This is a genomic window from Almyronema sp. (genome assembly GCF_052168255.1).
GTDB lineage: Bacteria > Cyanobacteriota > Cyanobacteriia > Phormidesmidales > Phormidesmidaceae > Sphaerothrix > Sphaerothrix epifaneia.
In genome coordinates this window covers 1-14,848 of sequence record NZ_JBQLZL010000051.1, presented here as the reverse complement: position 1 = coordinate 14,848, position 14,848 = coordinate 1, and the positions used below count along the sequence as shown (strand labels likewise).

The following is a 14,848-nucleotide window of genomic DNA, read 5'->3' as shown; positions in this document are numbered from 1 at the left end:
TGTGAATGCGGGTCAACAATTAAAGAATGAACCGTCCATTAAGATCGCTGAAACCGTAGCGCTTCAATCGATTGGGCAGTTAAAAACAGTCCTAATCCCAGGTAGCTAATGAACAAAATTAGCCCACTCGTATCTAAAATGCCTTGGGTAAAGTCGGTGTAATGTCGCAGCAGCGAGAGATGCCCCAGGGCAGTTCCCAGCCAGCCCTCTAGCGCCGCTGCAACCAAATCAATCACCCAAAGCCCTAACACCAGAGCAAAGGAAAGGATGGCTGCTAGCACGGTGCTATCTGTTAGCGACGAAACGAACATGCCTAAAGACAAAATCGCCGCCGCCAGCAACACTAAACCGCCATGCCCTAACAGCAACACACCTAGCTGAACGGGCGGTTCTGAGGCGCTGAGGGCAACAATTTCACATAACAGCAACGGTAGCAGCAGCGTAACGTAAAAAGTCAGCACTGCCAGCAGTTTCCCTAAGGCGACGGCCCAATTGGTCATGGGCGAAGTTGCCAGCAGTTCTAAGGTGCCGCGCTTGCGTTCTTCGGCGTAAAGCCCCATCGATAAAATTGGCAAAATAAACATCGACAGCGAACCCAGCAACCCCAGATAAATTTTGAGAAATTCATAGGGCACATCGACGGGGGCTTCTCGACCCATTTGGTCAGCTGCCGCCACCTGCGCAATAATGCCTTGCGGGCTGAGCAAAATAATACTGAGAAAAAACCCACCTATAATCCAAAAAACGCCAGCCACAATGTATGACAGCGGCGACGCAAAATAGCTTTGCAGCTCCCGCTGATAGATCGCCAAAATATTTCCGGCAATAATCTTCATAGGGTGTTCTCCTCGGCTGGTGGCGCTGTTTCTGGCAGGGAGGCTGGCACGGGTTCAGCCGTTTCTGGGGGTAGGGGATCTGATGCTGTCGGTTCTTGCATCGTCAGGTTAATAAAGACATCTTCGAGCGTGGCTCCGGTGCGCCGTAGCTGATATAGCCCTAAGCCTGCCTGCACGATTCGGGCTGCAATTTCTCGCCCCGGATCGCTATCGGCGGCAGCTACCACCTGCAATCGGTGCCGCTGGGGTAGCAGTTGAGCCTCGCTTAAAATATTGACCTGCTTAACTTGCGGCAGTTCTAAAAGCTGCTGCTGGGCAAAGTGGCTGTCGCCTTCAACTTCTAGTTCATAGTTGGTACCGCCGCTAAGATGGCTCATCAGGTTGAGCGGGGTATCGGTTGCCACCACTTGGCCGCGATTGATAATGGCAACGCGATCGCAGGTCATGCTGACTTCTGGCAAAATGTGGGTCGAAAGAATCACCGTATGGTCGCCTGCTAGCTGGCGAATCAGGTTGCGGACTTCGATAATCTGGCGGGGGTCAAGTCCTACGGTTGGCTCATCTAAAATAATTGCTGGCGGATCGTGGACGATCGCCTGAGCAATCCCAACCCGTTGCCGATAGCCCTTCGAAAGCTTGCGAATTAAAACTGACTGTTTCTCGCTCAAGCCACAGCGATCGATGGCTAGAGATACTCGCCGGGAGCGATCGCCTGCTGCCACGCCTTTAATGCGAGCGACAAAGTGCAAAAAGCTTGCAACCGTCATATCAGGATAGAGCGGTGGACTCTCAGGCAGGTAGCCAATGCGTTGCCGCACCGCCATAGAATCTGCATGAACTTCATACTGGCCAATACGAGCGCTGCCGCTAGTTGCTGGTAAGTAGCCCGTTAAAATTCGCATGGTGGTGGTTTTGCCAGCGCCGTTAGGCCCCAGAAAACCCAAGATCTCTCCGGTTTCGACTCGAAACGACACGTCTCGAATCGCTGGCGTTGCGCCATACGTTTTGCTGAGGTTTTCAACTTCAATCATCCTGCAGCATCCATTGCACCAAAAGGGTTCGTTGTGAATTATCGCCTTAAACGACGAGAATGTGTTTGAGAGGTTGCTGGGAAGTCACCTTAACCGAGAGAATGCCTATGTACAAGGCATAAGGTAACTCGGTGAATACGGCGCAACCCGGCCCCGGTTTTGGCTTTACATTCTTATACTATTTTGCGGGCATTGGCCTGATCACGACCCTGCTGGCCGCCCAAAGCCTCCACGTTAGGCTAGAAACGGGTATTCCTGCTCAGCTTGGCATCGGTGTGGGACTCCTCGGCGGCCTCATCGCTGCCTATTTTAACCAAACGCTTTTGCTAGAGGTGCCGTTTCAAAGCAAAAAACAATTTCTGCGATCGCTCAACCAAAGCCTGAATGAAATGGGCTACACCCCAGCGGCTGAGGCAGAAGGCGTTTTAGTCTATCAGCGATCGCCCCTTAGCCAGCTTTTTTCTGGCAAAGTCTATGTTCAAATCAGCGAAAACAACGCCCTCATTTTTAGCCGCGCCATTCATATTCGCAGCCTCCGGCAACGCCTTCCCCTATAACCACAGCCTTTCTCTCGATAAACGTCAGACCACGGCTTATGACCAAGAAACAAAAATTCCCTCACCTCGTCGGTTCCAAATGGACAGCCCAACAACAGGTTTCTGGCTGGCGACATTTTCAAGTCGTGAACCGCAAAAATCAAGGTGCATGGGTTTTTGCCGAAATGGTAGCTTCTTGTGACCCCGACGTCCGCTTTTGGCTTAATGCCAAACTTTTGAAAAATCGCAACCTCTGGCAGGCTGGTTGGCAATCCTTGCAGGAAATGGCAACCGAAGAGTTAAAAATCTAGAGCTTTAGTCATCGGCTCTGAGACACTGCAGGCAGAAGCCGCTGGCAAAAAACTTTCCTGCTGCTTTTGCCTTTGGCTATGCCCCTTAAATTGTTACAAACGTTTGCATTTTAGCGACTCGTTTTACAGAGTGTTTGCCTGCAATCGGTAGGGTCTTCTGCTGATAGAAGCCGCGTTTTTCTCAGCAAAGCCCTCATTGCCAAAGCTGCCAATCTTGGCAGCAACGCTTAGGGTCAAGTTCCGTAAAATTTTTTAATGAAAACTCTCATCAAAAGGGTTTACCTTAACAAACATGGCAAAAAATAGGTTTGTTTAGAAAGTTAACGCCGACATCATTCTCTAAGAGTTTAGGTAATTTAGCGAGACGTTTAGCATGAGCAGCAATTTAGCAACCAAACTTCGTGAGGGCACCAAAAAAGCTCACACAATGGCAGAGAACGTCGGTTTTGTCCGGTGCTTCTTGAGGGGAGTCGTTGAGAAAAACTCCTACCGCAAGCTAGTCGCCAACTTCTATTTTGTCTATACCGCGATGGAAGAAGAGCTAGAGCGCCATCGCCAGCATCCCGTTGTCTCGAAGATTTATTTTCCGGAGCTGCACCGCAAAGCCACGCTAGAAACCGACCTAGCTTATTACTATGGCGCTAACTGGCGCGAGCAGGTCAGCCCGTCTGCGGCTGGTCAAGCCTATGTTGAGCGCATTCGCGAAATTTCTAACACTCAGCCTGAGTTGCTAGTGGGGCATTCTTACACCCGTTACCTGGGTGACCTCTCCGGTGGACAAATTCTCAAGGGCATTGCTCAGCGGGCTATGAACCTGAGTGAAGGGGAAGGGACAGCCTTCTACGAGTTTGACGAGATTCAAGACGAAAAAGCTTTCAAGCAGACTTACCGCGCTTCTTTAGATGAAGCGCCTGTCGATGAAGCGATGGCTGATCGCATTGTCGAAGAAGCCAACGACGCTTTTGGCATCAATATGCAAATGTTCCAAGAGCTTGAAGGTAATTTGATTAAGGCAATTGGCCAAATGCTGTTTAACACGCTAACTCGCAATCGCCGTCGCGGTAGCACCGAGTTAGCTACGGCTGACTAAGTTTCTAAAGTGCTAACAACTGGCTCTTTGTGTTCACTTAAGCACCCTTGCGGGTGCTTTTTTTTGGGCAAAACCAGAGCACTTTTTTTGGCATCACTAAAAATACGGAGACTAACCGCCTTGTCTATTTATTTAGCAGGGCAAGTTCCGCCTTTCTACGAGTTAGTTATATTTTGAGTTTTATATTATACAAAAAGCCCTGAGTGTTTATAACTATTGCAGGCGGCTCGTTTGGCCGTAGCTTGGGGCGCAGAACCTTCACTCCCCTTCGCAATGCAAAAACACAATTTGTGGCTCTATACCTGGCTTGACCGCGTTAAACTCCTCAAACGCTACGAAAGCAAAATCATGGTTGTGGCTTTCGTGGGCACCCATATTCCGCTGTTGGTGCTGCTGTTTTATTTAGTTCACTCGTCTGCTTTTTTGCTAGAGACTAAGCTGCATATCCTCGGTATTGCCTTGATTGCTACGCTGGGTGGCACGCTAGCGACGTTATTTATTTTACACAATCTGTTAATGCCCGTTAGCCTAACGGCGCGATCGCTCAAACGCTACTGGGCTTATCGAGAAATTCCCTGTTTGCCAACTCAGTTTGAAGATGATGCGGGTGTGTTGATGGCCAATGCCAGTCAGGTGGTTCGCAAGTTAGATGATTTGCTCTTGTATTTGGCCAACTACGACAACTTAACGGGCTTGCCGAAGCGATCGCTGTTGCAAAAACACCTGAGCCAAAGCTTTAGCAAAGGATCGTCTCAGCCGTTTGCTCAGGCTGTTTTTCTGATTCACTTCAATGGCTTGCAAACGCTCAGCAGTATCAAGGGTAGTCAGCTAGAAGATAGCGTTCTCCGGGCTGTGGCGCAGCGCTCTCGCCACTTTTGTGGCGAGAGTGGGTTTGTTGCTCAGCTCAATCACAATGAATTTGCGATCGCCCAGTCGCTATCGCCAGCCTCCTACTCAGCAGCCATTCAGCTCACCCATGACTTGCTCAATACGCTGCTAGAACCCTATCAAATCGAGCAAGAAACGTTTCACCTGACAGCTTGCATGGGGGTTGCCTTCCAGTCTCAGCAGGATGACTGTGCCGAGCAAGTTCTCTCCCATGCTGGCGTTGCGCTCCACCGGGCTAAACAGCAAGGTAACAACTGCTTTGAGTTTTACGCCGCCGATATGACCCTGCGACTTCAGGAGCATTTGTATTTAGAAAACGAACTGCGTCAGGCGGTTGCAAACGAACAACTCCACCTCCACTACCAGCCTCAAATTGACCTCCGCAGCGGCAACATGATTGGGGTTGAGTGCCTTTTGCGCTGGCAACACCCTGAGCTAGGCTCCGTTTCACCTAGCCAGTTCATTCCCATTGCTGAATCTACGGGTTTAATCGTGCCGTTGGGGCAGTGGGTTTTACAAACCGCCTGCGCTCAAAATAAGGCTTGGCAACAGGCCGGACTGCCGCCGATTCGCATGGCTATCAATTTGTCACCACTACAGTTTCAGCAATCAGATCTGGTACAGCAAATACGGACAGCGCTAGAGCAAACTGGCCTAGACGCTCGCTACCTAGAGCTAGAAGTGACCGAAAGCCTAGCCATGGAAAACGCAGCCCAAACCCTTCATCTTTTGCAAGAGCTGCATCAGCTAGGGGTTTCATTGGCTCTAGATGATTTTGGTACTGGCTATTCTTCTCTCAGCTACTTGAGAAAGTTTCCTTTTGATATTCTCAAAATCGATCGCTCGTTTATTCAAGCTGCCGATAGTAGCGCTGATGGGGTTGCTTTAGTGGAAGCGATTATGGCGCTAGCTGGCAGTCTTAAGCTTGATTTGGTGGCTGAAGGGGTCGAAACGTCTAGCCAAGTTGAATTTCTCCGCACCGCTCAGGGCAATAACCTCAGCATTCAGGGGTTCTATTTCAGCCCGCCACTGGCCGCTGCTGACCTAGAGCAACTGTTGCAGCAGCAAAGCGCTTCCCCAACGTCAGCCCCAGCGTCAGCCGCAGCGCAACTGAGCTATAGTTTGTGCTGATGGGCAAAAGCTAAATTCAGAGATGGGTTTAATCCTCGCTCTCTGCAACCAATTGCAACAAACAATCAAGAAACATGTCAATTGTCTGAGGGGTTATCAAGCGTAGCGATCGCTGAATAGCCCTGAAGGCAAGGCTTTTGCCGACTGAGTGGCCGCCACCGAGTGGCTATGGCGATTGCTGTGGCGGTTCACAAAAGCCAGATCTTTGAGGACAATCAGAAGCGATGTTTAAGCTTCAGCAGCGGTAGGTCTAAGTTCCAGCGCTCAAGCTGGTGTGATTGAGCCAGATCTACCCATGTGATCAAAAGTTTTCAACGCAAATCGTCATCAGAGACTACCGGATAGGGAGAACGCTATATGAAACTGGCTTATTGGATGTATGCAGGCCCCGCCCACATCGGCACCCTTCGCATTGCCAGTTCTTTCAAAAATGTGCATGCGATCATGCATGCGCCGCTCGGAGACGATTACTTTAACGTCATGCGATCGATGCTGTCGCGAGAGCGCGACTTTACGCCAGTGACAGCCAGCGTCGTCGATCGCAACGTGTTAGCTCGCGGTTCGCAAGAAAAGGTGGTCAACAACATCACCCGCAAAGACCAGGAAGAACATCCGGATCTAATTGTGTTGACGCCAACCTGCACCTCTAGCATTTTGCAAGAAGACCTGCAAAATTTTGTCGAGCGGGCACAGCTAGACGCCCAAGGCGACGTCATGCTAGCCGATGTCAACCACTACCGCGTCAACGAGCTGCAAGCTGCCGATCGCACGCTGCAGCAAATTGTGGCCTATTACCTGAATAAAGCGGGTAAAAAAGGTGAACTGCCTACGGCTAAAACCGCAAACCCTTCGGTCAATATCATTGGCATTACAACGCTGGGCTTTCACAACAACCACGATGTCAAAGAACTGCGGCGGCTGATGGCGGATTTGGGCATTGAAGTCAACGCCGTCATTCCAGACGGGGCTTCGGTTCACCAGCTCAAAAATTTACCCCGCGCTTGGTTTAACCTGATTCCCTATCGAGAAATTGGGCCAGCTACGGCTAAATACCTCGAAGCTGAGTTTGACATGCCCTATGTAGACATTACGCCGATGGGAATTGTCGAAACGGCTCGCTGTATTCGCGCTGTGCAAAAAATCTTGAACGCCCAAGGTGCCGCCGTTGACTATGAAGGGTTTATCGATGAGCAAACCCGCTTTGCTTCTCAGGCCGCCTGGTTTTCGCGCTCAATTGATTGCCAAAACCTGACGGGTAAAAAGTGTGTGGTCTTTGGCGATAGCACGCATGCGGCTGCTATCACCAAGATTTTGGCGCGGGAAATGGGTATTCGGGTGGTACTGGCTGGCTCTTACTGCAAATATGATGCCGAGTGGTTTAAGCAGGAAGTGGGCGAATACTGTGACGAAGTGCTGATGAGCGAAGATCATGGTGAAATTGGCGATGCGATCGCTCGGTTAGAACCAGCGGCCATTTTTGGCACTCAGATGGAGCGACACGTCGGTAAGCGGCTGGATATTCCCTGCGGTGTGATTGCTGCACCGATCCACGTCCAAAATTTTCCAGTGGGGTACCGTCCCTTTTTGGGTTACGAAGGTGCTAACCAGGTAGTAGACCTAATTTACAACTCCTTTACCCTGGGTATGGAAGATCACCTGTTAGAAATTTTTGGTGGCCACGACACCAAAGAAGTGATTACCAAAACCATGTCAGCCGACTCCGACTTGGGCTGGACAAAAGATGGGTTGACGGAGCTAAACAAAATTCCAGGCTTTGTCCGGGGTAAGGTCAAGCGCAATACCGAGAAGTTTGCTCGCGATCGCGGCATTGCTGAAATTAGTGCCGAAGTGCTATATGCCGCTAAAGAAGCGGTCGGGGCTTAGGCAATCGGTCATCAACAGCCGCGGGGTAAAGGTTGTTAACCTGTGTTTCGCGGCTGTTGGCTCCTGTAAGCGGCGATCGCTTACAGCTTGAGCAGTTTGGGCGAAAGCTGCGCCCAGGCCGCAGGTAAGCAAGCCTGACAAATAGCGGCAATATGGCGATAGTCGGTACCGCAGCAGCCTCCTAAAATGGTGAGCTGCGGTAGTTTGCGTCTGAGTTCGCGGTATTGCTGCCCCAGTTCTGCCGGGTTACCGTCATCGAGATCGTCAGCCTCATCTAATTCTGTATGGCTGCGGCGCGAAGCATTGGCGCGAATGCCGCGAATACGATCGCGCCAGGGTTCGTCTACGGCGATCGCGGTAGCAAAGTGAGTCGGATGGGCGCAGTTAATCAGGTAATAGGCTGGGGCGGCATCGGTAGCTGCATCCACCTCTAAAATGGCCTGCTTCAGCGTTTGGCCTGTGGGCAAACAACCGTCAGTTTCTACCGTAAAAGAAATGGCTACGGGTATGTCAGCCGCCTGAGCCGCTTGGGTAATGCCAATCGCTTCAGCCGAGTAATTTAACGTATAGGCCGTTATTAAATCAGCTTCAGCCGCTTTGAAGTCTAAAATTTGCCGCTGGTGATACTGAGCTGCTTCGGCAGCACTCATCAAAATGGCTGGATTGTAGCCATCGCCGCGTGGCCCCAAACAACCACTAATCACAATCGGGCTAGTGGCCGTTTCATATTCGCGGCGAATAGTCTGCAATAAGGCGATCGCTTGCTGGTTGACTGTAGCCAAGGCCAACGCGTCGTACCCCAATCGCGTGCCCCAATCGGGATTAGCCCGCCAGGTAACGCTATCTAAAATCAAACCTACCTGATACGCGCGAGCTAACTCAGCATAGCTGCGGCAGTAATCGTAAAGAATTTGATATCCCGCTGCAGTTTTGAGCAAATCAAACGCAGCAAAATCGGGTAGCTCTAACCCGTGATGAAAAATCAGCGTGGTTTCCAAGCCACCATCGCTGATAAAAGTATTCTGCAATTGCGGCAAGTGTTCTCTGTACTTTGCCATTTCCAAAGCCTCCTAGCTCCATGGCAGGCTGGATAACCTGCGAATAGGTTTCACTTTAGAAAGCAATGGAGAAAAAAGCGGGATTACACCTGCGACGGCTGTACCTTGTAAGGAATTTCTTCAATCGGTAAATTTTCTGGGTCAAGGTTGTCGTACATCAATTGCAGGCGTTTTTCTCCGGCGTATTTAATCAGCTTACCGCTGTACTTGCTGGCCTTAGTGCCTAAGCTTTGGATGCGCACTTTGCCATTAAAAACGGTAGCCCTGGCTAAATAAATCACCAAATCATCGCGCGACGGACGATTAACCGTGGTACTGGCAGTGAGATGTGCCAAACCGCGTTCGTCGAGTTCTTGGGTGAGCGCCATGGCGGTGTTGCGGATGCCGCGAATAGCCACGACAGCGGCGGCTACGGCCAGAGTGATGTCAATGCCGTCGTCGGTAAATATCTGGTGGGTTGAAAGGTACTGAAAATTTTGCTCGCCTAAATCGTCGCGAATGCGGCGATGAATCAGGTTGTGAGGATGGTAATGGCTCAGCGCTCCAGCGATCGCCCCACAAGCAGCCCGTGGTTCTCGCCAGGGGGATTCGCGAGTTTTACCATAAATGCGCTGTCCCCCTTCTTCCAGGCGACCCACATGGGTTTTGAGGTCAATTGCTACCAAAACCATAGACTGCGGGTGACCAGCATAGAGGCGTTGTCGGAGCGGGTTATCTAGCTGATGAGCCACCGTCACATGAGCCAGGGTAGCGCCATTATCGGTACCGCCCCCAGCCGGGAAAAAGGCTTCTAGCTTGAGTTCGCCAATTTCAGACAGCGTGGCAAAGCGAGAGGCCACCACATCCCGATAGCGCTTGGTGGCTTCTCCTTGGTGAATGCGATCGCCGCAGTTAGTATAAGCCAGCGTTGTCACCACGCTGGGCAAGCTCAAGTCGGCTCCGCACACGTTCATATCAGTGGGGCTAGAGGCGGCAAACTGTAGTTCGTCGCGCAGTAGTTGTAAGCCGTTGACCAGCGCATAGCGATCGCTGACAATTTCGTTGAGATAGTTATGGTAAGCATTGCGCTCCATACCAAAGCTGGCTGAGAGCTGCCAAAATCGGTCGATACGCTTTTGCGCCGCTTCACTGTCAAAGGGAAGAGCCATACAAATTTTGCCAATAACGCTCAGCACCCACGTCAGGACTCATTATGCCAAGAATTTGAGCCGTCGGCCTGCCGGGTTCTTTCTAAAGGCATAGTCTAGCGATAGACGCAAACGGCTGATTTACAAAAGAGTTCTCCCGTGCGACTGAAGCATCTACCGCAGGCGATCGCCATTATGAAAGCGTACTGCCAGCCTCAAAGCTGGCTCACTCGGAGAGAAACGCTATGTATGTTGGCGAAACTCAGCGGGCAATTGGACTTTTCCCCGATCGCGCGACTGCCGAAGCCGCTTTGGTCAAGCTACGCGATGCGGGCTTCAACATGGATAAAATCTCAGTTGTCACAGATACCGATCGCGCTGCTTCTGCGCCTGCCATGGCGGGCACCGAAGTCAAGGGCAAAGACGAGCAAGCCGCAGGTGGTGCTAAAGCAGGCGCTGTCGCCGGAACGGCGACAGGTGGCATTATGGGACTCGTCGGCGGTCTAGGCGTGCTGGCCATACCCGGCGTTGGCCCCGCGCTAGAGTTAGGCGTTGTTTTAGCCAATACTCTGCTAGGGGCTGGGATTGGTGCTGCAGGCGGCGGTCTGATTGGGGCTTTAATTGGCTGGGGTGTGCCGGAAGACAAGGCAAATTACTACAACAGCCGAGTTGATGCGGGAGATTATTTGGTTTTAGCCGAAGGCACTACGCAAGAAATTGAAATGGCAGAAGCCATTTTGAGTGAGAACCGGGTACAAAACTGGTATCGCTACACCCCCCAGTAAGGCTGTCAAACCCTGCCATGTGTACGTCGGCTTCAAGCGGACAGGTAATGACCCAATAACCCCTCAACCTGAAAAGTGAGGCTAGAGAGACCCTTCAGTCCACCTCTAGTCTCTTTTTCCGTCTAACCCCTTACCCTACCCTAAATAGCAAACAGCGCAATGACCGCAAAAGCAGCCAAAATCAGCACGATATAAGCGAACGTCTCAGGAATCTCCATGGGAAACCTCATAGAATGCTTCAGCTTGCCGGAAAACAACGGCACAAAAGCTATAAAACGAGTTGCGCTTAGAGTTGCTTGGTCATAAATACGCTGTTGGGGTCATCTGTATAGTCAGCAAAGGGTTCACAATACTCAAACCCATACCGACTGTACAAAGCCCGTGCTGGCGCAAACTCAGGCAACGCTCCGGTTTCTAGATAGAGAGAATTATAAGCCCGTTGCTTGGCTACGTTAATGATGTGCGCTAGCAGCTTAGCGGCGACACCTCGGCGTCGATGCCCGGTAGCCGTACGCATTGATTTAATCTCACCCTTGCTGGCAGTCAGTTCCTTTAAAGCACCGCATCCTAGTAATTCGCCTGCTTCCCAAACCGTCCAAAAGGTAATATCGGGCGATCGCAGAGCCGCTAAATCAAGCGCATGAACACTTTCAGGCGGTGTAATCTCATGCATGTGTTTAAGATGCTCTCGCAGCAAATTAGCAATCTTTTCGCCAGTTAAATCATCTTCGCAAATTTGCCATTGTTTCATTGGATAAACCCCAACTTCAAAGGGCGACTTAGCGGACTTAACGCTCTTCAATGACTCTAGACTGATCCTATCTAGGTGATTCGCTAAGTTCGTCAGGGTGTAGTTGAGCGGACTGCTCAGGAAGTACTGACAATAGTTCAATTTCTAAAGCTCATGCCTTAAGAATAGAGCTTGCCTTGCGTAAGTCCTGATATTAAAAGATCTTTTCTCAGTACATACTTCACTAACACCTACCCTACGGGAAGCCGCTGCGCGTCTACATCACCTCACCGAACTGACTTTGAACATACTTCACTAATACTTTCATGACTTCACCCGGTTGGCTTTGGAGGGGGCGCTCGGCGGTGGGGGCGGGGAGAAAGTCAGTCCATTTGAAGACTTCAGCGAAGCGGTGGGTGTGGAGGCTGTAAATAATGGCACTGACGGCGGCTTTGGAGCCAATGACGAGGAGTTTGACGGGTTCTCGGTCTGGCTTGGGGTAGTTGTGGAGTTTGAGGGAGATTTCGAGACTGACGGTTTCGGGGGATTGGGAGGTGGTGGGGAGGAAGGCGTGAGTTTGCATGGCTGTCACCTTAATGGACTACAGACGGACGTAAAAGAAGCACTCTTGAGGAGTGCAAGCGGTTGTCGCCGAAGTGGACTACAACTTTTGAACATTATGGCATATTTTGTAGTCCATAGGGACTCATTTTCTTTACCCGTTGATGATCCTCTGACACGATGAATGTCATGGGAAAAGCGGGACGAGTGTTAAAGCAAGTGCTGGAGGATTACAGCATCAGCCAGACTCAACTAGCCAACACGCTAGGAGTCGGGCGATCGAATGTATACCGTTGGGTCAATGAAGTACGCGATCCTAATTCCGAGACTGTCCTTAATATCGTTAAGGCTCTAGAGCAGCTCCGCCCCGATGCCGCCGTAAGGTTCAAACAACTCTACATGAATGGCGAAGAATAGGTGAGCTAATATTTTATTGTGTGAAAACCTTAAAAAGCTAGTTCCCTAATGGCACGAGCAAGTAGAGCAAGAAAGGGAGTTAAAAGCTTGAACCAAGTATGACTCTGACCAATACAATCTCGACCTTGAGAGCTGATTTCTCAAGTTGCTTAAACCCCCATCGGGTAAGACTTTCAGGAAAACTGCTTGATGCTGTTTCTAGAGGCCAAAACCCTTGACATGAAAAGGATGCAAGCAATTTAAGGTTTGCTTTAGAATTCAGATCTGAAGATACTTGAGATGACTTTCAAATAAATGGTACATCCCGTATATGCAGAGAGGCTAAAGAAAGATATAAAGTGTTTGGTCTCTACATCTGAAGAAATCGAAAATATTAAGCATAAAGGTCTACGAGGAAGCTACAGAGAAATCGGTCTCGGTAAGCTATTGTCGAATTATCTTCCTTTTGGCTGGGAAGTAGGAAGTGGTGAAATTCTTGATCACTCAGGAAATACTTCCTCTGAAATTGATTTGTTGATATACAATCAAGCATCTATCCCTCCAATCCTTTTCAATATTAATGAGGGATGTTATCCGGTCGAAAGCTGTGCCTATGCATTTGAAGTGAAAACAACTTCTAATGCTCAAGAAATAAAAGGTACTTTAGAGAAATTCAAACGCCTTAGAAGTCTTAAACCCCTTTCTTCTACTAGGCCAGTCACTGTATACTTCGCATTCAATAGTGACTTGAAAGATAAAACAGAATTTCAGAGATATATCGAATATGATGATAGTTTTTCAAGCGATCCGCTAATAGATGTTCTATGTGTTATGGGGCAAGGTTATTGGTTTAGTGTTAGGGACAGAAGTTCGATTACATGGTATTTATTTGAGCCACAAGAAGGCGATTTCGAGGTGGGTTTTTTCTTGTCTGGAATCATCAATACAATCAACAAGAAAAACTCATCAGCTCCTTTTGGAAAATACACTATTGACGAGAATGAAAATAGAAGGATTGTATACCATCGAGACTTCATCAAGAAAATTGAAGTCGGAATCAGCGAAAGTGTATTTTTAGAGGCTGGCCTTAAAAAACATCAAAGAGGAGATTACTCTGGAGCCATAGAATCATTTTCTCTAGCTCTTCAAGATTCGCGTCAATTATCTTCTTTTCTGTTTAAGGTTTCTTCAGAAAATTTCGATGTAGGAAAATACGATGCTGTTTTGGAATATACAAACAAAGTAATTGATACGTATATACCGTTTAAGTATAACTATAGACTGTTCGAGCAACGAGGACGGGCATACCTAGAACTTGCTAGAGAAAGTGGAGAGGAAGTGAGCAAATCACATGATGGTAGAGCACTAATAGAAAAGTCTTTGATAGATTTCGAACATGCAATCAGGCTTAATCCTGCAAAACCGGAACTTTACTACTGTTTTGCCTTCGCAAAAATGCATTTAGGGACTGTTGGTAATGTTGAAAATGTACAAGAAATGGAGCGTGTTCTAATCAAAGCCCTGAAACTAAGGCCACAGTACCAGGATGCGCTTGTCTTATTAGGAATGGCATATAGCCATATAGGATTAGATTCTCAAGCAAAAGATGTTTACATCAGTGCATTGGCAATAGATCCGAGTAAGGAAGAAATTCTTAGGTTAATTGTGTCTGTAGAACAGAATCTTTCTTTGAAAGGTGAAAAAGACACGATTATTACAAAAGGCGAATTTCCCTATTGGATAGAAGGCAACTATGAACCCACATAAAAATTGTTGTCAGCTCATATGCTTATCTACAAATCGAAACAAAATTCCAAGGATAATCGATTGTCTTAATATTTATTGCTTGTAATCATATTGTTTCTGCGGTGCTATCTAATTCCATCTAAGCTAGGAATGAAATTAGCATGCTTTGGCAGTGAAATATCTTCTCCTGTAAACTTCATCATTGCTCGGCTCTCTACCGCTGGCTTCTCAGTGAACCGATCGCGCGGAATCACAATTCGATAATCATTATCAATACCAAAACACCCCCGATCAAACGCTCAATGGTGGTTCTTGCAGAGCGCAATACCATTCACAAACAAATCATTGTGAAACTACGAAAACGGCGTAATGTGCGCCCCATCCACAATGTTTTGCCCATCCCAACTCACCACCCGCATCTTGCAAAACGCACACTGTTAGTCATACAGCTTCACCACATCTACCGATCGCCCCAACAAATCCTCCAAATCTTGTATCGAGCAAACTCCGTTCCGGCTCCAGATCTACCAGCAAATCAACACCACTCTGCTCATTGGCCTCCCCCCACGCCACCGAGCCAAACAGCCGAATATTAGAAGCGCCATATTTAATCGCCACACTCATAATGTCCGCCCTTTTCGCCCTGAGCTGCTCTAGCAGGGGATTGAAATTTTGCTGACCTGTAGGATGACCGTTCATCTCACCCCCTCAGCGACGAATAAATCGATTGACCGCCAA

The 14,848-nt window shown here is 49.0% G+C and carries 15 protein-coding genes; 8 read left to right on the top strand and 7 right to left on the bottom strand.

Translation table 11 applies throughout. The features are described from left to right. Nucleotides 1-38 precede the first annotated feature (38 nt). The gene (locus ACTS3T_RS11635) at nt 39-836 is read right to left on the bottom strand and encodes an ABC transporter permease (RefSeq protein WP_462934993.1); all 798 of its coding nucleotides are present in this window, start codon (nt 834-836) and stop codon (nt 39-41) included. Continuing rightward, entirely contained in the window at nt 833-1,867 is a 1,035-nt protein-coding gene (locus tag ACTS3T_RS11630) for an ABC transporter ATP-binding protein (RefSeq protein WP_462934992.1), read from the bottom strand. Before ACTS3T_RS11630 ends, ACTS3T_RS11635 begins: the two co-directional genes overlap by 4 nt. 131 nt (nt 1,868-1,998) lie before the next feature. Between ACTS3T_RS11630 and ACTS3T_RS11625 the strand changes: the two genes are divergently transcribed. The 5 genes from ACTS3T_RS11625 to bchB all read left to right on the top strand — a co-directional run bounded on the left by ACTS3T_RS11625 (nt 1,999) and on the right by bchB (nt 7,707). Then, nucleotides 1,999-2,424 carry a hypothetical protein gene (locus ACTS3T_RS11625; protein WP_462934991.1) on the top strand — a complete coding sequence of 142 codons (426 nt, stop codon included), beginning with the start codon at nt 1,999-2,001 and terminating at the stop codon, nt 2,422-2,424. Between the two features lie 38 nt (nt 2,425-2,462). Continuing rightward, nucleotides 2,463-2,714 carry a TIGR02450 family Trp-rich protein gene (locus tag ACTS3T_RS11620; RefSeq protein WP_462934990.1) on the top strand — a complete coding sequence of 84 codons (252 nt, stop codon included), beginning with the start codon at nt 2,463-2,465 and terminating at the stop codon, nt 2,712-2,714. A gap of 373 nt (nt 2,715-3,087) precedes the next feature. After that, the gene (locus ACTS3T_RS11615; protein ID WP_462934989.1) at nt 3,088-3,804 is read left to right on the top strand and encodes a biliverdin-producing heme oxygenase; all 717 of its coding nucleotides are present in this window, start codon (nt 3,088-3,090) and stop codon (nt 3,802-3,804) included. A gap of 273 nt (nt 3,805-4,077) precedes the next feature. After that, the gene (locus ACTS3T_RS11610) at nt 4,078-5,823 is read left to right on the top strand and encodes a putative bifunctional diguanylate cyclase/phosphodiesterase (RefSeq protein ID WP_462934988.1); all 1,746 of its coding nucleotides are present in this window, start codon (nt 4,078-4,080) and stop codon (nt 5,821-5,823) included. Nucleotides 5,824-6,180: 357 nt separating this feature from the next. Then, a complete protein-coding gene (bchB, locus tag ACTS3T_RS11605) occupies nt 6,181-7,707 on the top strand; it encodes a ferredoxin:protochlorophyllide reductase (ATP-dependent) subunit B (protein WP_462934987.1) in 1,527 nt (508 codons plus the stop codon). Between the two features lie 80 nt (nt 7,708-7,787). On the opposite strand, the gene ACTS3T_RS11600 is transcribed toward bchB, so the two are convergent. Together ACTS3T_RS11600 and ACTS3T_RS11595 are read right to left on the bottom strand one after the other, a co-directional pair. After that, complete coding sequence (locus ACTS3T_RS11600; protein ID WP_462934986.1) at nt 7,788-8,765, bottom strand: homocysteine S-methyltransferase family protein; 978 nt, start codon at nt 8,763-8,765, stop codon at nt 7,788-7,790. A gap of 83 nt (nt 8,766-8,848) precedes the next feature. Next, nucleotides 8,849-9,913, bottom strand: coding sequence for a hypothetical protein (locus ACTS3T_RS11595; protein WP_462934985.1), 1,065 nt, complete (start codon nt 9,911-9,913; stop codon nt 8,849-8,851). Nucleotides 9,914-10,137: 224 nt separating this feature from the next. On the opposite strand from ACTS3T_RS11595, the gene ACTS3T_RS11590 reads away from it, so the two are divergent. Beyond that, nucleotides 10,138-10,677, top strand: a complete 540-nt coding sequence (locus tag ACTS3T_RS11590; RefSeq protein WP_462934984.1) for a hypothetical protein — start codon at nt 10,138-10,140, stop codon at nt 10,675-10,677. 286 nt (nt 10,678-10,963) lie between these two features. Here the strand turns inward: ACTS3T_RS11590 and ACTS3T_RS11585 are convergent, their stop codons facing one another. Together ACTS3T_RS11585 and ACTS3T_RS11580 are read right to left on the bottom strand one after the other, a co-directional pair. Further along, nucleotides 10,964-11,428 (bottom strand): GNAT family N-acetyltransferase, encoded by a 465-nt coding sequence (locus ACTS3T_RS11585; protein ID WP_462934983.1) that lies wholly within the window; start codon nt 11,426-11,428, stop codon nt 10,964-10,966. Nucleotides 11,429-11,684: 256 nt separating this feature from the next. Beyond that, the gene (locus ACTS3T_RS11580; protein ID WP_462934982.1) at nt 11,685-11,990 is read right to left on the bottom strand and encodes a hypothetical protein; all 306 of its coding nucleotides are present in this window, start codon (nt 11,988-11,990) and stop codon (nt 11,685-11,687) included. A 158-nt stretch (nt 11,991-12,148) separates the two neighbouring features. On the opposite strand from ACTS3T_RS11580, the gene ACTS3T_RS11575 reads away from it, so the two are divergent. After that, nucleotides 12,149-12,385 (top strand): helix-turn-helix domain-containing protein, encoded by a 237-nt coding sequence (locus ACTS3T_RS11575; protein ID WP_462934981.1) that lies wholly within the window; start codon nt 12,149-12,151, stop codon nt 12,383-12,385. A 294-nt stretch (nt 12,386-12,679) separates the two neighbouring features. Beyond that, nucleotides 12,680-14,131 (top strand): DUF6602 domain-containing protein, encoded by a 1,452-nt coding sequence (locus tag ACTS3T_RS11570; RefSeq protein WP_462934980.1) that lies wholly within the window; start codon nt 12,680-12,682, stop codon nt 14,129-14,131. A 420-nt stretch (nt 14,132-14,551) separates the two neighbouring features. Here ACTS3T_RS11570 and ACTS3T_RS11565 read toward each other — a convergent pair whose 3' ends face one another. Beyond that, nucleotides 14,552-14,809 carry a nucleotidyltransferase family protein gene (locus ACTS3T_RS11565; protein ID WP_462934979.1) on the bottom strand — a complete coding sequence of 86 codons (258 nt, stop codon included), beginning with the start codon at nt 14,807-14,809 and terminating at the stop codon, nt 14,552-14,554. Nucleotides 14,810-14,848 lie beyond the last annotated feature (39 nt).